This window comes from Photorhabdus namnaonensis (genome assembly GCF_001684335.1).
GTDB lineage: Bacteria > Pseudomonadota > Gammaproteobacteria > Enterobacterales > Enterobacteriaceae > Photorhabdus > Photorhabdus namnaonensis.
In genome coordinates, this window is sequence record NZ_LOIC01000081.1 from 16,578 (window position 1) to 37,718 (window position 21,141).

18 protein-coding genes are annotated in these 21,141 nt (G+C 43.8%); 10 read left to right on the plus strand and 8 right to left on the minus strand.

The features are described 5' to 3' along the window. The first annotated feature begins 128 nt into the window (after nucleotides 1-128). A complete protein-coding gene (locus Phpb_RS16600; protein ID WP_065391316.1) occupies nucleotides 129-566 on the plus strand; it encodes a GNAT family N-acetyltransferase in 438 nt (145 codons plus the stop codon). A 134-nt stretch (nucleotides 567-700) separates the two neighbouring features. On the opposite strand, the gene asmA is transcribed toward Phpb_RS16600, so the two are convergent. The 4 genes from asmA to apbC form a co-directional block, all read right to left on the minus strand. Beyond that, the gene (asmA, locus tag Phpb_RS16605) at nucleotides 701-2,533 is read right to left on the minus strand and encodes an outer membrane assembly protein AsmA (RefSeq protein ID WP_065391317.1); all 1,833 of its coding nucleotides are present in this window, start codon (nucleotides 2,531-2,533) and stop codon (nucleotides 701-703) included. A 58-nt stretch (nucleotides 2,534-2,591) separates the two neighbouring features. Further along, nucleotides 2,592-3,173, minus strand: coding sequence for a dCTP deaminase (gene dcd, locus Phpb_RS16610; protein WP_036777925.1), 582 nt, complete (start codon nucleotides 3,171-3,173; stop codon nucleotides 2,592-2,594). Nucleotides 3,174-3,231: 58 nt separating this feature from the next. Beyond that, entirely contained in the window at nucleotides 3,232-3,873 is a 642-nt protein-coding gene (gene udk / locus Phpb_RS16615) for a uridine kinase (protein WP_065391318.1), read from the minus strand. Nucleotides 3,874-4,144: 271 nt separating this feature from the next. Then, nucleotides 4,145-5,257: an iron-sulfur cluster carrier protein ApbC gene (apbC, locus tag Phpb_RS16620; protein WP_065391319.1), complete on the minus strand. Its 1,113-nt coding sequence runs from the start codon at nucleotides 5,255-5,257 to the stop codon at nucleotides 4,145-4,147. 221 nt (nucleotides 5,258-5,478) lie between these two features. Here apbC and metG point away from each other — a divergent pair, with 221 nt between their 5' ends. From metG to sanA, 6 genes are all read left to right on the plus strand, one after another. Beyond that, nucleotides 5,479-7,506, plus strand: coding sequence for a methionine--tRNA ligase (gene metG / locus Phpb_RS16625; RefSeq protein ID WP_065391320.1), 2,028 nt, complete (start codon nucleotides 5,479-5,481; stop codon nucleotides 7,504-7,506). Nucleotides 7,507-7,638: 132 nt separating this feature from the next. Next, nucleotides 7,639-8,067: a CidA/LrgA family protein gene (locus Phpb_RS16630; RefSeq protein WP_065391321.1), complete on the plus strand. Its 429-nt coding sequence runs from the start codon at nucleotides 7,639-7,641 to the stop codon at nucleotides 8,065-8,067. 2 nt (nucleotides 8,068-8,069) lie between these two features. After that, entirely contained in the window at nucleotides 8,070-8,765 is a 696-nt protein-coding gene (locus Phpb_RS16635; RefSeq protein ID WP_065391322.1) for a CidB/LrgB family autolysis modulator, read from the plus strand. A 141-nt stretch (nucleotides 8,766-8,906) separates the two neighbouring features. Then, a complete protein-coding gene (cdd, locus tag Phpb_RS16640) occupies nucleotides 8,907-9,791 on the plus strand; it encodes a cytidine deaminase (protein WP_065391323.1) in 885 nt (294 codons plus the stop codon). Nucleotides 9,792-10,005: 214 nt separating this feature from the next. Next, nucleotides 10,006-11,703, plus strand: a complete 1,698-nt coding sequence (locus tag Phpb_RS16645; RefSeq protein WP_065391324.1) for an NAD-dependent malic enzyme — start codon at nucleotides 10,006-10,008, stop codon at nucleotides 11,701-11,703. Between the two features lie 144 nt (nucleotides 11,704-11,847). Next, entirely contained in the window at nucleotides 11,848-12,672 is an 825-nt protein-coding gene (gene sanA, locus Phpb_RS16650; protein ID WP_065391325.1) for an outer membrane permeability protein SanA, read from the plus strand. On the opposite strand, the gene yeiB is transcribed toward sanA, so the two are convergent. From yeiB to Phpb_RS16665, 3 genes are all read right to left on the minus strand, one after another. Further along, a complete protein-coding gene (gene yeiB / locus Phpb_RS16655; RefSeq protein ID WP_065391326.1) occupies nucleotides 12,560-13,708 on the minus strand; it encodes a DUF418 domain-containing protein YeiB in 1,149 nt (382 codons plus the stop codon). The genes sanA and yeiB overlap by 113 nt on opposite strands. 21 nt (nucleotides 13,709-13,729) lie before the next feature. Then, nucleotides 13,730-14,389 (minus strand): GTP cyclohydrolase I FolE, encoded by a 660-nt coding sequence (folE, locus tag Phpb_RS16660; RefSeq protein ID WP_036777911.1) that lies wholly within the window; start codon nucleotides 14,387-14,389, stop codon nucleotides 13,730-13,732. A gap of 171 nt (nucleotides 14,390-14,560) precedes the next feature. Beyond that, a complete protein-coding gene (locus tag Phpb_RS16665) occupies nucleotides 14,561-15,748 on the minus strand; it encodes a YbfB/YjiJ family MFS transporter (protein ID WP_065391335.1) in 1,188 nt (395 codons plus the stop codon). A gap of 544 nt (nucleotides 15,749-16,292) precedes the next feature. Between Phpb_RS16665 and Phpb_RS16670 the strand changes: the two genes are divergently transcribed. From Phpb_RS16670 to moeB, 3 genes are all read left to right on the plus strand, one after another. Then, complete coding sequence (locus Phpb_RS16670) at nucleotides 16,293-17,039, plus strand: SDR family NAD(P)-dependent oxidoreductase (protein ID WP_065391327.1); 747 nt, start codon at nucleotides 16,293-16,295, stop codon at nucleotides 17,037-17,039. Between the two features lie 222 nt (nucleotides 17,040-17,261). After that, nucleotides 17,262-18,503 (plus strand): molybdopterin molybdotransferase MoeA, encoded by a 1,242-nt coding sequence (moeA, locus tag Phpb_RS16675; protein ID WP_065391328.1) that lies wholly within the window; start codon nucleotides 17,262-17,264, stop codon nucleotides 18,501-18,503. Next, nucleotides 18,503-19,255, plus strand: a complete 753-nt coding sequence (gene moeB, locus Phpb_RS16680) for a molybdopterin-synthase adenylyltransferase MoeB (protein WP_065391329.1) — start codon at nucleotides 18,503-18,505, stop codon at nucleotides 19,253-19,255. Before moeA ends, moeB begins: the two co-directional genes overlap by 1 nt. Nucleotides 19,256-19,353: 98 nt before the next feature. Here moeB and Phpb_RS16685 read toward each other — a convergent pair whose 3' ends face one another. Then, the gene (locus tag Phpb_RS16685) at nucleotides 19,354-20,949 is read right to left on the minus strand and encodes an ABC-F family ATPase (protein WP_046394734.1); all 1,596 of its coding nucleotides are present in this window, start codon (nucleotides 20,947-20,949) and stop codon (nucleotides 19,354-19,356) included. Nucleotides 20,950-21,141: the final 192 nt, after the last annotated feature.

Below are 21,141 nucleotides of genomic sequence, written 5' to 3' on the forward strand. Positions count from 1 at the left end.
TATACCCTATGGATTTCAAGATGCATCGCGACGGCAAGGGAGTGAATCCCCGGGAGCATAGATAACTATGTGACCGGGGTGAGCGAGTGCAGCCAACAAAGAGGCAACTTGAAAGATGACGGGTATATATGAATATAACCCTCGCTGATGTGGATAAAGACAATTATGAAGATATCTGTGATCTAACAGTAACCGATGACCAATGTGAATATGTCGCAGATAACGTGTGGTCACTGGTTGAGTCAAAATTCAATCCCTCATACCAAACACGTGCAATTTGTTCAGATGGCAAACCTGTCGGATTTTTCATGTGGGTACCTGAAACAGATCAAAAAACATCAATTTGGCGATTTATGGTGGATCAACAATATCAAAATAAAGATATTAGACGCCAGGCAATGCTGCTAGCCCTTAATGAAATTAGGAAAACAAATGAATTAAAAGAAATAGAAATCTGTTATAAGCCAAGCAATACTGTCGCAAGCAACTTTTACGCCAGCTTTGGCTTTGTTGAAGTCGGCATGGATGAAAAAAATGAAGAGATGTTAGCAATTATTAAAATTTAACTCACAAGTAGAAATTCATTTTTGTACCGAAATTGACCACTCAGGCAACGATAATAATTTATTTAGGTATCTGGTTAAGCATAATCGTCAATTAACCAGAATTGAACGGTCAAATCAGGCATGAGCTAATACAGCTAATGACTGCTACGTTCAACCCAATCATTAATAGCTTGTTTTACCTTGTCCTCCAATTCATTACGTAGCAGTTGTTCAATATCCAAATTGTATTGCAGATTATCCCAATGACCGTAAACCCGCAGTGGCACTTTCATTTTCCGCAGACGACTAACCAATTCATTATCTTTGCCCCATCCTTGTGTTATCTGAACTTTTAAAGCGACATCAACATTTTGTTTAAGTAGATTAGCCTTACCCTGTCCATCAATATTTAGCAGATCGGATACCGCATGAAGCCGACTGATTTTTATATCACCTCGATTCAGTACCGCTTTAACATCAAGCTTTTTGGCACGGGTAAAGTTATCCATATTATCAGTAATACTCACTTTATCCGTTGCACGAGCAACGGATTGCTGGACTAATTGTGGGATATTTAATCCATACATTTTGGCATTAACTAAACTGAAATTAAGATCACCCTGCCAAATATGCGAAATCGCATAACCATCATATCCTTTACCAGAAAGATCCCCATTCAGATTGAACTTACCACTAAATGCCTGTGGTAAAGAAAATGCTTTGAGTACCGGTTCCAGTTCTATATTCCGCAGTAAAGGTTTTGCGTGTAACTTAAGTTGATTACCCGTTGCATCTAAAAAAATCGGAATAGAGAAATCACCACCAAATAATTTGCCATTCAGAGTAGAAATTTCAGCAATACCACTATTATTCGCCGCTTTCAATATCAGGTTATCGATCTCCATTCCTCGATAAACAAATTTATCCGCATTAATAGTCACATTCGCATTAAAATCATTTAGAAACGTGGCGCTATAATCAGGCTGGGCAGAGCTTGAAACAGCGATCACCGGTTTAGCTGAACTATTCTCCACCCGGTAATAACGTTTAACTTCTGAGCCTTCTTTAGGAAGCAAATCCCATCCCATCAGATTATCTAAATTCAGTTTTTGGGAAGATAAATCTATCTGATAATCCGCATGAACCCCCAACATGGCTTTTATACTGCCATGCAATTCACTCTCATTAGCGGTGAAACTCAACGTCTGTAAAGAAATGATTTTCGGTCCATCTGCCGTCTCTTTTTGATAAACAGCATGTACTTTTCCTGAACCACTAATTCCCCCCGTAGGTATACCTGCGCCCTGGAGTTGATAATCAAAAGAGTTAATATTACCAGCAACACGATATGGATAATCAGTAATATTAACATCAGCATTAAGATTAAAAGCCAGTTCTTGCTGATTCTTACTGACTTTGCTACTTAACTCCACGCTGATATGGTTTTGGTTATTCCGCTTCATAAGCAAATTAATATCACGAACATTTAACTGCTCATGATCATCACGCTGCCAAATAAGCAAACTATCCACGACTTTAATTTTGGCAATATCAAGCTTCCACCCCTCCCCCTTCGCAACAGGATTAGCCGCGCTTCCTCTTGGTGCAATAGGGATATTCTCTTTTTTCTGAGATTGACTCTCTGGGGTTACTCTCAATATCGCCCCTTTCAGCATCACCTCTTTCACAGCAAGTTGATGAGAAAGAAGCGGCCACAACTCCACATCAAGACGCATATTTTCTGCCGTCACTGTTGGCTGCGCCGCTCCAGGGGCCGTTAATGACATACGCCCGGTAATGATGCTCAGTTTTGGCCAGACATGCCAACGCATACCATCTTGCAGGACGAGTTGGTAACCACTCTTCTTTTGCACCTGCTTGACCATATACGCACGAAAGTCATTCGGGTTTACTAACATGACTAATGCTGACAGACCGGTAATAATCACAACCAGCAAAATAATCAATGTCGTCAGTAATCTCTTCATGACTTCCTCAGCTCTTTTTGTCAAAACAGTCAATGCAACTCAATAGCCGACAAAAATATTAATCTTCATCAATACGGCTACCCACCGCACCCTGTTGGTTTTTATATTTCGCGTCTTGACGACGGTTATATGGACGATCAGCGGAACCAGACAACGGCTCAAAACTCAAAGCGCCGATAACCATCCCCGGACGTAACGCCAGAGGCAATTTACCGGAGTTATAGAATTCGAGAACAATCTGACCATGCCAACCCGGATCAATCCGATGTGCCGTCACGTGCACCATCAACCCAAGACGAGCAAGAGAAGAACGGCCATCAAGCCAGCCCACCAAATCATCCGGCAATGTGACAGATTCCAGCGTAACAGCCAGCGCTAACTCGCCAGGGTGGAGGAAAAAAACCTCATCGTCAGACAGGATAATTTCATCACTCATCACACGATCAAGCGCAGCACTGACCTCATCTTTCGGGCCGCTCAAATCAATATATGCCGCAGTATGACCACAGAAAACACGAAACTGATTCCCAAGGCGCACATCAGCGGTTGCCCCGTTAATACGTTCAATCGGCGGACGTGGAGCAATGACCAATTTACCTTCATCAAGCCATTTAATTATGTCGCGGTCACAGAGTCGCATTATTTCCTCTCAAATACGATGATGCTTATCAATTCAATGCCTGACAAGCCAAGTTTTATTATTCGCAGAACTGACCAATTTTGGCTTTCAATATATCAATCGCGACTCGGTTTTTACCCCCGCGCGGCACAATAATATCTGCATATTGCTTTGATGGTTCAATAAATTGCAGGAACATTGGACGCACAGTTTTATGATATTGCTCAATCACCGAATCCAGAGAGCGTCCCCGTTCATGCACATCCCGCTTAATACGACGCATAAGGCAGATATCCAGTGGCGTATCAACAAAAATAGAGAAGTCCATCTCCTGACGCAAGCGTTTATCAGTCAATAACAGAATACCCTCTAGGATAATAACCCTTTTCGGCGCAAAATGAATCGCTTCTGATTTACGAGTATGGGCAACATAATCGTATTGTGGTAATTCAATTGATTCACCCATTTTCAGCGCTTGCAGGTGAGAAAAGAGCAGATTGTGATCCATTGAGCTTGGATGGTCATAATTAGTCTTATAACGCTCTTCCATTGATAGATTGCTCTGATCTTTATAATAGCAATCCTCTGGTATAATACCGATATTGTGATCACCAACCTGAGCGCGTAATTCACGATAAAGTGTATTAGCAATGAGACTTTTACCTGAGGCAGATGCACCAGAAATTCCTACAATTGTGCACTGATATGCTTCGTCAGCCATAATAGAGATAACCTGATTCTAGAAAAAAATGGGAACAAAGCACTTATGAGTGCTAAGTTTGGCGAGATTATAGGGAGTTAATGGTATCTGTTCCAGTGTAAACAAGATAAGTCTCATTTTTTTCGAAGCGTTTCGCATAAAAACCATGAAACGAGGTAAATCGTAACGAGGGAAATCAGACAAGCATACTTATCCCCATACAAAATCTCCCCATGTAAAAAGCGGGCAATGAAAACATCCATCGCCCGCTATCATCAATCAAATACCCGCATTAAACGGCACGGAATGAGATTTCTGTTGGTATCTTCTCACCTTGCCAATACATCTGCGCTGAAATATTCGCGGCAATTTCGCGATAAATATCTGTAAATTCACTATCAGGATCACTGATAACAGTTGGCTGACCACGATCCAGATCTTCACGCAGTGAAATATGCAGAGGGATTTGTCCCAATAATTTACAGTGATATTTAGCCGCCAATTTTTCTGCCCCACCCGTACCAAAGATAGGTTCCGAATGACCACAGTTGCTGCAAATGTGCACACTCATGTTTTCGACAATCCCCAATACAGGCACCTTCACTTTCTGGAACATGACGATACCTTTCATGGCGTCAATTAAAGCAATATCCTGAGGCGTTGTTACCACCAGCGCCCCCGTTACCGGGATGTTTTGTGACAAAGTGAGTTGAATATCACCGGTTCCTGGCGGCATATCGATAACCAGATAATCAAGATCCGGCCATAATGTATCCTGTAACATCTGCATCAATGCCTTACTAGCCATTGGGCCACGCCATACCATTGCATTATCGTCTGTTACTAAATAACCAATAGAGTTAGTGGCAAGGCCATGCGTCATGATCGGCGCCATATGCTGCCCGTCTGGAGAAGTTGGGCGCTCTTTGGAGGTTCCCAACATACTCGGAACAGAAGGGCCGTAGATATCCGCATCCAGAATACCGACTTTTGCCCCCTCCTGAGCCAATGCCAGCGCCAGGTTTACGGCGGTGCTGGATTTACCCACCCCGCCTTTACCTGAGCTGACAGCCAAAATATTACGAACGCCATTAATTCCCGGCAGATCATTAGCACGACGTAATGTGCTGATATCATGGATCAATTTCCACGCCACCGATTTTGCGCCGGTTACCGCCTGTAATTTTTCCGTTGTCGCCGTTTTTAACGCTTTAAAGCCGCGTTGCCAGACAAACGGCATCAGTAATTCAATGTGCAAAACACCATCAAGCATCGTACAGTGATGTAAAGCTTTTAGTGTTATCAAATCGCGTTCTAGTGTCAGGTGTGTAAAAGTAGCAAGTATTTTTGTTACCTGAGATTTCAGCAGGTCAGGATTGGTCTGCTCGGGGGATTGTGAGTTCATCCCGGCTCCTTTAATGATTATCATTAGCTAAAAACTATCCCTCCATCATAACAGAACCCAATGCGTTCAGATAAGATTGGCGACAAAAACCCGCTTCCCGTTCACTGATCCAACTTTTATCCAACAAAACTCACTAAGATTGAGCCTTACCCTAGCGACAATTTTTTTAATCGGTTAACATCAAACTTCCTTTTTCACTTATTGGAAGTCAGATCCTTACTATGTCTCAAGTCGCAAAAAAATTATTGGTGACGTGCGCGTTGCCATATGCTAACGGTCCAATCCATCTCGGTCACATGCTGGAACATATCCAAGCAGATATTTGGGTCCGTTTTCAGCGAATGCGCGGCAAAGAGGTTCACTTTATCTGTGCCGATGACGCTCATGGAACGCCAATCATGCTGAAAGCTCAGCAAATGGGTATGGCTCCTGAAGAGATGATCGCAACGGTGAACCAAGAGCATCATCAGGATTTTACTGGCTTTTCAGTGAGCTATGATAACTATCACTCTACGCACAGTGAAGAGAACCAAGCGTTATCAACTAAAATCTATCTCGAACTGAAAAAAAACGGCCATATTAAGAATCGTACTATTTCTCAGTTATACGATCCTGAGAAGAATATGTTTCTGCCGGATCGCTTTGTCAAAGGAAGCTGTCCAAAATGCAAGGCAGAGGATCAGTATGGTGATAACTGTGAAGTTTGCGGTTCAACTTACAGTCCGACTGAACTAATCAACCCGCGTTCCGCTGTCTCCGGTGCGACGCCAGAAATGCGTGAAACAGAACACTTCTTCTTTGATCTGCCCGCATTCAGCGACATGTTGCAAGCCTGGACTCGCTCCGGCGCATTACAAGAACAAGTTGCTAACAAAATGCAGGAATGGTTTGAATCCGGTTTACAACAGTGGGATATCACCCGTGACGCCCCCTATTTCGGCTTTGAAATTCCTGATGCGCCGGGCAAATATTTCTATGTCTGGCTAGACGCCCCTATTGGGTATATGGGTTCTTTCCAGAACCTGTGTGATAAACGCGGAAATCTAAGCTTTGATGAGTTCTGGGCAAAAGATTCCACTACCGATCTATATCACTTTATCGGTAAAGACATTGTTTATTTCCACAGCCTATTCTGGCCGGCCATGTTGGAAGGCAGCGGTTACCGTAAGCCAACCAATGTATTTGTTCACGGCTATGTCACCGTCAACGGTGCGAAAATGTCCAAATCCCGAGGTACTTTTATTAAAGCCAGCACTTATTTGGAACATCTGGATGCGGACTGCTTGCGTTATTACTATGCGGCCAAACTCTCTGCTCGCATTGATGATATCGATCTGAATCTGGAAGATTTTGTTCAACGTGTTAACAGCGATATCGTTAATAAAGTTGTTAACCTGGCCTCTCGTAACGCAGGCTTCATTAATAAACGCTTTAACGGCAAGCTAGCGGATAAACTGGCTGATTCGGCGCTTTATCAACAGTTTATTGATGGGGCAAAAGTGATTGCAGAAGAGTTTAATAACCGCGAATTCAGCAAAGCAATCCGTGAAATCATGGCGCTGGCTGATTTGGCAAACCGTTATGTGGATGAGCAAGCGCCGTGGGTGGTGGCAAAAGAAGAAGGTCGTGATGCCGATCTTCAAGCTATCTGTTCAATGGGCATCAATCTGTTCCGCGTTTTGATGACTTTCCTGAAACCTGTTTTGCCAAGTCTGGCAGAACGCGCAGAAGCTTTCTTAAATACAGAGCTCACCTGGGATGGTATTGAACAACCGTTGCTGGATCATCAAGTTTCTGCCTTTAAGGCGCTGTTCAATCGTATTGATATGGATAAAGTGAACGCTATGGTCGCGGCATCTAAAGAGAGCATCAACACACCACAAAAAGTCAGCGGTCCACTGGCGGAAGATCCGATTCAGGACACGATCACCTTCGATGATTTTGCCAAAGTTGATATGCGCGTCGCCCTTATTAAACAGGCTGATTTTGTCGAAGGCTCGGATAAGTTGTTGAAACTGATGCTGGATCTAGGTGGCGAAACCCGTCAGGTATTCTCAGGTATCCGCTCCAGTTATCCTGATCCAAAAGCACTGGAAGGCCGTTTAACCATTATGGTAGCCAATCTGGCGCCACGCAAAATGCGCTTTGGTATTTCAGAAGGGATGGTTATGGCAGCCGGACCTGGTGGAAAAGATATCTTCTTACTCAGCCCTGACAGCGGCGCCCAACCCGGTATGCAAGTGAAATAATAGTCAATTTATTTCATTAATATTTTTACCCAAGGGGATCAGCAATGGTCCCCGTTTTTTTGGATGTGATCTATGGCACATTTCCAAGGTTAATTGTATGATAAATACCTCACCAGAATTAGGAATTTTGTTATGTCGTTTCGTGAAGTACTGATTATTGGTTGGCAGTACCTGCGAGCATTTGTTCTGATTTATTTGTGTTTGCTGACAGGTAATGCCATTTCTTCCCTATTACCCATCATTATTCCCGGCAGTATTATCGGCATGTTGATATTGTTCGTTCTATTAGCTTTTCAACTAATTCCTGCTCATTGGGCAAAACCAAGCTGTAGTCTGTTACTAAAAAATATGACTTTATTGTTTCTGCCTATTGGCGTAGGCGTAATGAATTATTACGATCAACTCAGCCAACAGATAGTTCCGATTGTTTTTTCATGCCTGATCAGTACCGTAATCGTTATGATTATCGTAGCTTACAGTTCCCATTATGTTCATCGTGAACGCCCGATTATAGGCTCCGCATCAGAAGTTAAGCGTGAACAAAAGAGACAAGAGAAATAAAAATGTTAAGTCACATTTGGTGGTCGCTGCCATTAACATTGATTGTATTCTATACCGCAAGAAAACTGTCGCTACGATGCAAAATTCCCATTCTGAACCCCTTATTGGTCTCTATCGCCATCATTATTCCGATATTGTTAATAACCCACACGCCCTATGAACACTATTTTGCCGGCAGCCGAATTCTAAATGATCTACTCCAGCCCGCCGTGGTCGCGCTAGCATTTCCTTTATATGAGCAGCTACATCAGATCCGTGCCCAATGGAAGTCCATTATCAGCATCTGTTTTATCGGCACTATTGTCGCTATGGCAACAGGCACTGCTATTGCCTTGTGGATGGGTGCAACGCCTGAAATGGCCGCTTCGATATTACCTAAATCCGTCACAACACCAATAGCAATGGCAGTAGCAGACGCCATTGGCGGTATTCCGGCAATCAGCGCTGCTTGTGTTATTTTCGTCGGCGTTTTCGGTGCAATATTTGGTCATAACCTGTTCGATCTGTTACAGGTAAAAACCAAAACGTCCCGTGGCTTGGCAATGGGAACAGCATCACATGCTTTGGGTACCGCTCGCTGTGCAGAAGTCAATTTCGTTGAAGGCGCATACAGCTCATTAGCATTGATGACTTGCGGTATCATTACTTCACTAACAGCCCCTTTTGTATTTCCGGTGCTGCTATACCTATTTGGCTAGTTTGTTTTTAGGAAATTTGATGATAATCGCTTGATTACCAACTTCAATTACATAGGTCTCATCCATCTATATGGCATTAATCACATTACAAATCTAATCAGACAACTTAGAATGATCTTAAGTTAATTCGGAGATCACACTATGCAAGCTCGTTTTCACCCCATTTGGGTACAGCTACCCCCTAAACTACAGGATGCTCTTTTGCCTTACGCAGGAAACAATGACTTTCCGGCCATGCTCACTGCTAAACAAGCAAAATCCATTAAGAAAGCCTGCGGTTTTGACGATAACACCTTAGCTGTCGCCCTGTTGCCACTCGCAGCGGCATGTTCCCTGACACCAATATCACATTTTAATGTTGGCGCCATTGCCCGCGGTAAAAGCGGAAATCTCTATTTTGGCGCGAATATGGAATTTGCTGGTATGCCACTACAACAAACGATTCATGCTGAGCAATGTGCGATTACCCACGCTTGGTTATTAGGTGAGAAAAAACTGGCATCTGTTACTGTGAATTACTCTCCGTGCGGCCATTGCCGTCAATTTATGAATGAACTTAATAGTGGCACACAATTGGAGATTCACTTGCCAAAGCAGGTACCTTCAACATTAGGTCATTATCTGCCAGATTCTTTTGGCCCAAACGATCTGGGCATCGAGACGTTGTTGATGGACCCGGTTAATCATGGTTATAAATTAGAAACCACGGATACATTAGTCCTGACTGCATTAGACGCGGCAAACCAGAGCTATGCCCCATACAGTAATTCCTACAGTGGTGCTGCGCTTTTAGGAAAAGATGGAAAAATTTATCCTGGACGTTATGCAGAAAATGCCGCATTTAACCCAAGCTTACCCCCATTACAAGCAGCGCTAATTCTGATGAACATTTCTGGTGGTGATTGCCTGGCTATCGAAAGAGCAGTGTTGGTTGAGGGAAAAAGCTGTGATTTATCCCAACGAAGTACAACTCAGTCCATACTTGCTACGCTCGGTTGCAGCAAATTTGATTACTACACTTTCTAAATTCAGTGGAAAATTCATTTTTCCCTCTATGCAGATAGAGGGTTTTCCGCTATAAAAAACAATTACCGTAACATTTTATTAGCCAAATCTGGATGTTATCTCTCATTTTCACTAATAATACCTATAATTAAGTAACATTTACTGTACATATTTTTCCTATCTCTTAGGATCTGTAGCTAACCTTGTTATCCATTTAGTTCAAAGAGTAAGATTCATGGAACTGGAACACGAAAGTAAACGTCCACTATATATTCCCTATTCTGGCCCAATTCTGTTGGAATTTCCCCTGCTGAATAAAGGCAGCGCTTTTACTAAAGAAGAACGCAGCAACTTTAATCTTTACGGTTTATTACCGGAAGCGGTCGAAACCATCGAAGAACAAGCTGAACGTGCTTATCGACAGTATCTTGATTTCAAAAATGATGCAGATAAGCACATTTATCTGCGAAATATTCAAGACACTAACGAAACCCTGTTCTACCGCCTGCTGGATGCACATTTGAACGAAATGATGCCAATCATCTACACGCCAACCGTTGGCGAAGCTTGTGAGCATTTTTCTGATATTTACCGCCGTGCCCGTGGTCTGTTCATCTCATATCCAAACAAAGCACATATTGATGACATGCTGCAAAATGCGACCAAACAAAATGTAAAAGTCATCGTTGTTACCGATGGTGAACGTATCCTTGGTTTGGGCGACCAAGGCATTGGCGGCATGGGTATTCCTATCGGCAAGCTCTCCTTGTATACCGCCTGCGGTGGTATCAGCCCGGCTTATACACTGCCCGTCGTGCTGGATGTCGGCACCAACAACCCACAACGCCTGAATGACCCGTTATACATGGGCTGGCGTCATCCGCGTATCACCGGTGAAGAGTATGACGAATTTGTAGACGAATTTATTCAGGCTGTTAAACGCCGCTGGCCAAATGTGCTGCTGCAATTTGAAGATTTCGCACAAAAAAATGCCATGCCTCTTCTTAGTCGCTATCGCCACGAGATTTGTTGCTTTAATGATGATATTCAGGGAACCGCCGCCGTTACGTTAGGTAGTTTAATTGCTGCCAGTCGCGCGGCGGGCCGTCAATTGAAAGATCAAACAGTCACCTTCCTCGGCGCAGGTTCCGCCGGTTGCGGCATTGCAGAACAGATCGTCGCCCAGATGAAATCCGAAGGGTTAAGTGAAGAACAGGCTCGAGCCCGTATTTTCATGGTCGACCGTTTCGGTTTGTTGACAGACAAACTGCCAAATCTATTGGATTTCCAGAACAAGCTGGTACAGAAAAGTGACTCATTGGTTAAATGGGATGTGAACAGCGACGCCATCTCGCTACTCGATGTTGTCCGTAATGCTAAACCGACGGTATTGATTGGTGTTTCAGGTCAGTCAGGTTTGTTTACAGAAGAGATCATCCGCGAGATGCATAAACACTGTGAACGTCCAATCGTCATGCCATTATCTAACCCCACTTCCCGCGTTGAAGCCCGTCCCGAAGATATCATCAACTGGACGGATGGCGCCGCCTTGGTTGCAACGGGTAGCCCATTTAATGCGGTAAAATATAAAGATCAAGAGTATCCAATCGCTCAATGCAACAATGCCTATATTTTCCCCGGCATTGGTCTGGGCGTCATTGCATCAGGGGCCAAACTGGTTACTGACGGTATGTTGATGGCGGCAAGCCGGACGCTGGCGGATTGTTCACCTCTAGCCCAACAAGGTCAAGGCCCGTTATTGCCACTTATTGATGATATCCAGGCAGTGTCACGCAAAATTGCTAAACAAGTCGCCAAAGAAGCACAAATACAGGGCGTTGCCACTGTCACCTCAGATGGCGCACTGGATGAAGCGATTGAACGCAACTTCTGGAAACCTGAATATCGCGTGTACAAACGTACTTCATTCTGATTTTTATCGGTAAAAATAGGTAAAAAGCCTGTTAGTAAAAGTAAATTAACAGGCTCTTTTCCTAAAGAGAAAACTTGCTTCGAAATTTCAGGTAAAGTAGCCTTTAACAAATTCAGTCATTAATGTGTATAAAAAGGCAAAAGCATGTGGAAGCGCCTGATAACTGGTCTGTTATTCATCACAGGGATGCTGATACTGACAGCTATTGCACTTGACCGCTGGATTAGCTGGAAAACAGCCCCCTATGTCTTTGATGATCTCAAACGACTTCCTGAACGCGAAGTGGGTATAGTGCTTGGTACGTCTAAATATTACCTTTCTGGCGCCCCAAATCAGTACTATATGTACCGCATCCAAGGAGCCGTTAACGCCTATAACAGCGACAAAATTAAATATTTATTACTTAGTGGCGATAACGCTCAACAAAGCTACAACGAACCAGTCACCATGCGCAGAGATTTGGTAAAAGCGGGTATTCCCGCCGCAAATATCGTCTTGGATTTTGCGGGTTTCAGAACACTTGATTCGATAGTCAGAACCCGAAAGGTTTTTAACACTAATGATTTTACGATTATCACTCAACGATTTCATTGTGAACGAGCACTGTTTATCGCTATGCATATGGGAATTACCGCCCAATGTTATGCAGTTTCCACACCTAAAAATATGGTTACTGTTCGATTACGGGAAATCATTGCCCGCCTTGGAGCCCTGACTGATCTTTATATTCTGAAACGTGAACCTCGTTTCCTCGGTCCTTTGATCCCTATTCCTGCTCCGCATAAGGTACCAACAGGTATGACTGATTACCCCGCCGTCACCCCGGAAGAATTACGAGCAATGGATAAAACCCAGATTAAGCCGACCGGGCCAACACCGCCGTCATCTCACGCCACCGCTGTTCTACCGGCCCTTGCGGGTAACGGCGTAACCACCAGCATGAAAAAAGAATATTCACCGCCCAAATAGGAAGAATAAATGCAAGTAATTCCAAACGACTAAATTGACCAAAAAACCCAAGATGATAAAACAACAGAGTGCAAATTAAGGTTTGTAGCAAATAATTACTCATCGCCATTCTTCCAACCCGACTGAGCCAGTAATTAATGCGCCAGCATGAAATGACCGGCCAGAAACCATATATCAAAGCCATATAACCCAGTGCCTGAAATGGTGTTACCAACTCCGCAAAGATATAACCGATAATACCTGACCAAAAGTAATTCCAATTATGGATATATTGGAACACTACAGAGAATATCTGAACAGCAATACTGAGTGGTACCAGCAATAGCGCCACATTTCGATAATGGCTTACTGAAAATTCACCTTTTAACCAACCATTACGCACTAATCCCGCACCACATAACATCATGCCGATAAGCTGCCAGCCATACTGAACAAACAACATGACCATCATCAACATGACCTGATTGAAACGCTCTTTTACTGCCAGCCATCCACCAGACGTTTTCCAATATGTTTCGTATAACATATAGAATTCCGTCGGCTGCCAAGAAACATCATCAGATTCGCCACGGGAGAGAAAGCCAAGAATAAACAATAGCGCTAATCCGATCAGATAAAAAATAGCGCCTTTCACAAATAACCTTCTGCTGGCGCTATTTTGGCTAATCAATTGAAAGCTGAAAAAACCGGCCAAACTATAAGAAAGCAAAATATCGCCATCCCAAAATAGGATGCCATGTCCCACTCCAATCAGAGCAAGTATGGTTAATCGTGGATAATTCCAGATTTTGCCCCTAGGTAATAGTAGCTCCAGGGTCGCACCAAATAAGAAAGCCAAAATACACAGGAACTTTCCCTGAACAAAGACACTAAGTACAGACCAAACAATCAATTCAGTTAAAGAAGCGGAACCATTATATGCCGGATTCAAATAAGCGGCGGATGGCAAAGCAAAACCAGAGATATTAAGTAGCAATATCCCCAGTATTGCCAAGCCACGAATACTATCCAGCGAGTCAATTCTCTGGCAGGCCATTCTTATATCCCGATGTAAAAATTACACATGGCGAGTCGTGCGTAAAAACTCTTGACGGGTATTTTGACTAGATTTAAACAATCCACCCAAGGAGGTTGTCGTCGTGGTACTGGTTGCATCTCGGATACCCCGCGCTTTCACGCAGTAATGGACCGCATCAATCGATACAGCGACATTATTAGTACCAAGCAGTGTCTGTAACGCAATCAGGATCTGCTGGGTCAAGCGCTCCTGAACCTGTGGGCGCTGGGAAAAAAACTGCACAATACGGTTAATTTTAGACAACCCAATCACTTTATCTTTGGGGATATAGGCAACCGTCGCCTTGCCATCAATGGTCACAAAATGGTGTTCGCAAGTGCTGGTTAGTGTGATATCACGCACTGTCACCATTTCGTCCACTTTCATTTTATTTTCTATCAATGTGATTTTCGGGAAATTGCTGTAGTCCAACCCGGAAAAAATCTCATCGACGTACATTTTCGCAATACGACCGGGGGTTTCTGCCAAACTGTCATCACGCAAATCGAGATTCAACAGTTTCATAATTTCCGTCATATGCTCCTCAATACGCGCTTTACGCACTTCCGGCACCAATGCCTGACCACGCAAAGGCGTTTCAAGACCACGAGCTTCCAGCGCCGAATGCACCAGTTCAGCTTCTTTACTTAAGGATGACATTATTTTCTCCAAAGACATTACTTTTCATCATCTGGCGGGTAGTAAAATGGATGTTCGAGTCATGGAGACCATAACTGAAACAATTCACTACTAACAGGTAACTATTGCACACACTGTAAATGAGCACGTGGTGATTATCCAGTGATTGCTTTTCATAATTATGTGAATTTTTCACACGTGTACTTCACTGGTCGGTTTATTCCTGTTACAAACCAATAACCCGGCAATGACCAAGGTAATCAACGCGACATATAATGCAGGCTCCAATCTGCCGGTTATTGCGGTAGAAACCGCTGACAACATCGGCCCAATAAGCTGCCCGACCGCATATCCGGTGGTTAATAACCCGGCCATATAACGGCTATGTTCTGGTGCTAATTCACGCCCATACTGAAACGCCATTTGCACCACACACATAAAACCACCACCAACCAATAAAGAGCTTAATGCCAGACCACCTATTCCCGGAATGCTCTCAGCGATAAGAATGCCCACAGCTTGAATCCATAAAGTGATCGCAAGCCGAATTTGCGTTGTCAACATATGACGGGTCAGAATAGCAAAACCGATGCCGATGACTGCGGCGCCACCAAATATCGGCCAGACAAACTGTGCAAACAAGCTGCCGGGGAAACGATCACTTGCCATTTGCGAAAGAAAAGTCGCAGGTAAAATATAACCAAACCCCGCCAGGCTGTAACTCCATACCAACCGCTTAATTGCCGGGTTCAACGTCAGTTTCTTCACCTCGACTTGTGAACGGTATAGCTCACCACGACGGGGCAAATGCCGACTAATATAGATACTACAAATCAGCGCCAAAATGCCATATAACAACCACGCTTCGGAAGCGCTCACTTGCCATGCTTGAATACCGATAGCAAGGATACCAGTAACGAATATCCCAACTCCCGGTCCCGCAAATATGGCGGCACTCAACGCGGGGCGATTCAATTTAGCCAACTGTTCATTGGCCCATGATGTCACCAATACCAATGTCCAGCCGCTTGCCCAACCAATAAAAAAACGGGCGATACTGTGCAATATCGCCCCATACAGTAGCGCAGAGAGCAGCGTAATAATCACCGCCCCCCATAATCCGGCCCAAAGCCGATATTCAATCAAACAGCGCGCCCGCATCGCATCATAGGAGCCGGCCAGATATCCCAGATAATTAAAAGCCGCAACGATACCTGCCCCAGTCAGACTAAACTGGAATTCCGCGATCATTAAAGGCACTTGAGGAGTAAAGGCAGTACGCCCAATTCCCATAGCGACGACCAGCGCCAAAAATCCACTCATTGCGATATGAAAAGCGAGGTAGCGGTGACTTTGTTGAGGAGAAATTGAATTGTTCATAGCCATAAAATATTATCTTTTTAATTCATTTTTCATAAGCCGTAACAGAAATCAAATACAACATACACTTTTAATTAACATGGCTCCCAGGAAAACGTAAATTATTTCTGCCCATAAATAAAAAATCAGTAAGCAATTAATTACAGTACCTGAAACGTCAGCGTATATAAATTTTTGTACTCAGCTCCACTTATTTACTTTACCTCTAATAAGAGCCTATCCCAATAGGCGTAATTGTTGCAGGCCATTCTTATCAATGAACAGTGAACACGGACAGCGCGGAAAAACCGGAGCGTACACGTAGTACGTGAGGATTTTGAGCACTGCCCAGGTTCAAAATGGCAAATAAAATAGCCCTATTGGAATAGGCAATAAGTTACCTCTATTAAGATTAAATAGAGTCTTACAACACAACATTCGCTGAATTAGTCAGGCTTCCACACAATATTGTCCACACAATAATGCCAAAATGGTACTAACAAATCTGTCTATAAGAGATATGATTTATCATGTTATGTACAAATATTAATTAAGGAGCATTTTTATGTATAAAGCATTTCAAGGTAAGACAGCCATTGTAACCGGTGGTGGAACCGGTATAGGACGGGCTATCAGCATTATGCTGGCAGAACAAGGCGCCGCTGTCGCAGTGATCTATTCGCAAAGCGAACTTGAAGCGCTGGAAACAACAGAAACCATTATCAAGGATGGGGGGCAAGCTATCGCGATAAAAGCGAATGTCGCCGACGAATCGGCTGTGCGGGCAATGATAAACACCGTCGTGGAAAAATTTAGCGGGATCGACTATCTGGTAAATAACGCGGCGACAACCAGACAACTTCAATTTGAAGATCTTGATGCCATATCTAGCGATATTTGGGATACCATTATTGATGTTAATGTGAAAGGCACATTTTATTGTTGCCGGTATGCGGCACCTTATCTTAAAGCAAGAACGGGGAGTGCTATCGTGAATGTCGGTAGTATCGCCGGCGAAACGGGTCTGGGCTCTTGTATCCCCTATGCCGCTTCCAAATCAGCGGTTCACGGATTGACAAAATCCTTAGCTCGGGCACTGGCTCCATCGGTCAGGGTTAACTGCGTGGCGCCAGGCGCTGTCGAAACGAGATGGTGGAAAGGAAGAGAAGAGAAAATGCACACACTTTGCACTTATTTGCCCTTAGAAAGAATTTCAACGCCAGAAGATGTTGCAGAAATAACCTTAATGTTGTTAAAAGCGGAATCGATGACAGGACAAATCATAACAGTTGACAGTGGTCAAACCTTATAATCTCTTATCCGCTTTCTAACCTGGCTATGACAACAACATATCCCCTGATGCCAGGTTAATCGTCATGTTCTACGTATTTATCACATGTCGCGGCATTTTGGATAACCAACACCAATATCGCCGCGTTTATGGAACATACGATCAAAATCAAATATCACTCACACCTATGATGATCTCTGCCATAATGCCATTAATAAAAAACGTTATCTGGGAGCATCACTTATGGATCATTGTCATACCTCTGGATTGATCTCTTTGCAGCAGGCGTTGGAAAAACTTCTGACACAAGTTACACCACTGACTGACACAGAAACCGTCAGCCTCCTGCAAACATCAGGACGCATCACTGCAACAAATATTATTTCTCCTATCAATGTGCCCCCTTTTGCTAACTCAGCAATGGATGGTTATGCCGTACGCCATGCGGATTTAAATGGCGCTAAACCACTGCCTCTGGCAGGAAAAGCGCTGGCAGGCTCCCCCTTTCAAGGAGAATGGCCGGTTGCAACTTGTATCCGCATTATGACTGGCGCGCCGATCCCCATTGGCGCTGATACGGTTATTATGCAGGAACACGCAGAAATTACTGACAATGGCATCGTTTTCACTCAGCCAGCTAAACAAGGCCAAAATATCCGTCTGGCTGGAGAAGATATAACTAAAGGCGCAGTGGTACTATCGGCAGGCAACAAATTATCCACCGCTCAGTTACCCTTGATTGCATCTTTAGGCGTCACCGACGTTGAAGTCGTTCGCAAATTGAAAGTCGCGATTTTCTCGACGGGTGATGAGCTACAAGCTATCGGTCAACCGCTTGAAGAAGGGCAAATTTATGATACCAACCGTTTTGCCATTCGCCTGATGCTGGAGAAACTAGATTGTGACATTATTGATTTCGGGGTTATTGCAGACAATCCCCAAGCTTTACGGCATATTTTTGAGGAAGCAGATCAAAAAGCTGATTTAGTCATCAGCAGTGGCGGCGTTTCTGTGGGTGAAGCAGACTACACCAAGCAGATATTGGATGAATTAGGCGAGATCAGTTTCTGGAAACTGGCAATTAAACCGGGTAAACCTTTCGCTTTTGGCAAACTAAAAAATACTTGGTTCTGTGGTCTGCCCGGTAATCCAGTTTCAGCCGTTCTCACTTTCTATCAATTAGTTCAACCTTTAATCGCGCGTCTGTCCGGTTTTACAGCATGGCAACCCCCTATGCGTCTGCGCGCCAAAGTCACCACGCCACTGAAAAAGACACCGGGAAGAATGGATTTTCAACGGGGTATTGCTTCGGTGAATGAACAAGGTGAGCTAGAAGTTCGTACGACGGGGCATCAAGGCTCTCATATATTTAGTTCATTCGGTCAGGGGAACTGCTTCATTGTTCTGGAACGTGAACGTGGGCGGGTAGAAGTTGGTGAAAATGTTGAAATCGAATTGTTCAATCACTTACTGAAAAATGAATAATGACCATTGAACTCACAGACACAGAAATCCTACGCTATAACCGTCAGATTGTTCTACGTGGGTTTGATTTTGACGGTCAGGAAAAATTGAAATCTTCGACGATCCTGATAGTCGGTGCGGGTGGTTTAGGTTGCGCGGCATCCCAATATTTGACCGCAGCAGGTGTTGGAACAATAACACTACTTGATTTTGATACCGTTTCTCTCTCGAACCTGCAACGGCAGATCCTGCATCGGGATGAACGTATCGGCATGGCTAAGGTGCATTCAGCCCAATTGACGCTCCGGGCAATAAACCCACATGTCACGATTAAAACCGTTAATGGATTACTGGAAGATAAAGCGCTAGATGAGCTTATCAGCCAGAATGATGTTGTCTTGGATTGTACTGATAATGTGGCAATCCGCGAACAACTGAACCGCTTGTGTCTGGCAGAAAAAACACCACTAGTTTCCGGCGCGGCTATTCGCATGGAAGGACAACTAACTACATTTACTTATCAGCCAGATGCCCCCTGCTACCGTTGCCTGAGCAGACTGTTTGGCGAAAACAATTTAACATGTGTAGAAACGGGAGTGATGGCGCCATTAGTCGGTACTATCGGTACATTGCAAGCAATGGAAACCATCAAACTCCTTACTGGATACGGCAAAGTCAATAGCGGCAAAGTTTTACTGTTTGATGCAATGACGATGCAATTTCGTGATATTAAATTATCCAAAGATCCCAATTGCGAAGTGTGCAACAGTTAATCTATCTACCGATAGAAATAACAAGTAGTAGAAATAACAAACAATAGAAATAACACGCCCCGGTTATCTCAACCAGGGCGATTTATCTCATAAGATGATTACTCAACAATTCCCTGACTTCTCAGATACTCATCATAAGTACCTTTGAAATCAATGACCTTATCAGATTTAATTTCCATAACTCGGCTTGCCAATGAGCTAACAAATTCCCGATCATGAGAAACAAATATCAAAGTACCCTTATACAATTCAAGCGCGAGGTTCAGGGATTCAATGGATTCCATATCCAGGTGGTTTGTTGGTTCATCCATTATCAGAATATTTGGCTGCTGCATCATCAATTTACCAAATAGCATCCGTCCTTTTTCACCACCCGATAACACTTTGACTTTTTTCTTAATGTCATCCTGGCTGAACAACAAACGTCCTAATACGCTACGAACAGCTTGTTCATCGTCCCCTTCTCTCTTCCATTGGCTCATCCAGTCAAAAACCGTCAGATCGCAGTCAAAATCACTGGCATGATCCTGAGCATAGTAACCAATGCTACTATTTTCAGACCATTTAACTGTGCCGCTATTTGGCTCTGTCTCACCAACTAATGTTTTCAGAAAGGTCGTTTTACCGATACCGTTAGCACCGATAACAGCTATTTTCTCGCCAACCTCCAGCAAAAGATTGAGATTTTTAAACAGAGGACCATTGTCATAACCTTTAGTCAAACCTTCCAATTCCAGAGCATTACGGAACAACTTCTTATCCTGCTCAAAACGGATATAGGGATTCTGACGACTAGATGCTTTAACTTCTTCCAACTGGATTTTATCAATCTGACGAGCACGGGAAGTCGCCTGTTTTGATTTAGACGCATTAGCGCTAAAACGGCTGACAAAAGACTGTAATTCAGCAATCTGTGCTTTCTTCTTCGCATTATCAGCTAGCAGACGCTCACGGGCTTGAGTGGCGGCAACCATATATTCATCATAATTACCGGGGAACAGACGTAATGCACCGTAATCAAGATCGGCCATATGAGTACAAACTGTATTCAGGAAGTGACGATCATGGGAAATAATGATCATGGTGCTATTTCGTTCATTCAGTATTTGCTCTAACCAACGAATCGTATCGATATCCAAGTTGTTCGTTGGTTCATCCAATAACAGAACATCAGGATTAGAAAACAGTGCCTGAGCCAGCAATACGCGCAATTTCCAACCCGGCGCCACTTCGCTCATCAAACCATAATGCTGTTCTACTGGAATACCAACACCTAGCAACAGCTCTCCGGCACGCGCTTCGGCACTATAACCATCCATCTCGCCATAAGCGACTTCCAGATCCGCAACACGATAGCCGTCCTCTTCACTCATTTCCGCCATCGCATAGATGCGGTCACGCTCCTGTTTTACCTGCCACAGTTCCGTGTGCCCCATAATCACGGTATCCAGCACCGTGTACTCTTCAAAAGCAAACTGATCCTGACGCAGTTTACCAATACGCTCATTGGGATCAGTGCTGACATTACCGGCAGTGGGTGTCAGATCACCCCCCAGGATTTTCATAAAAGTGGATTTACCGGAACCATTCGCGCCAATCAGACCATAACGGTTACCGTTGCCAAACTTGACAGAAATGTTTTCAAACAGGGGCTTACTGCCAAATTGCATGGTGATGTTGTTTGTACTTAACACTGCATTCGCTCTTACATTTAGAAACAAAAGGGAAATCGGAAAAATCAATAGCGGCGCATTATGCCACAACAAGGTTAAGAGATCGCGGGAAGTTTTGTGCGTTATTCGAGCTAATTCAAGATAGATACATGGGGCTACGTTGTCATGTCAGAGGCACATAATATATGTAGCACAATGTAATTCGCATCAGCA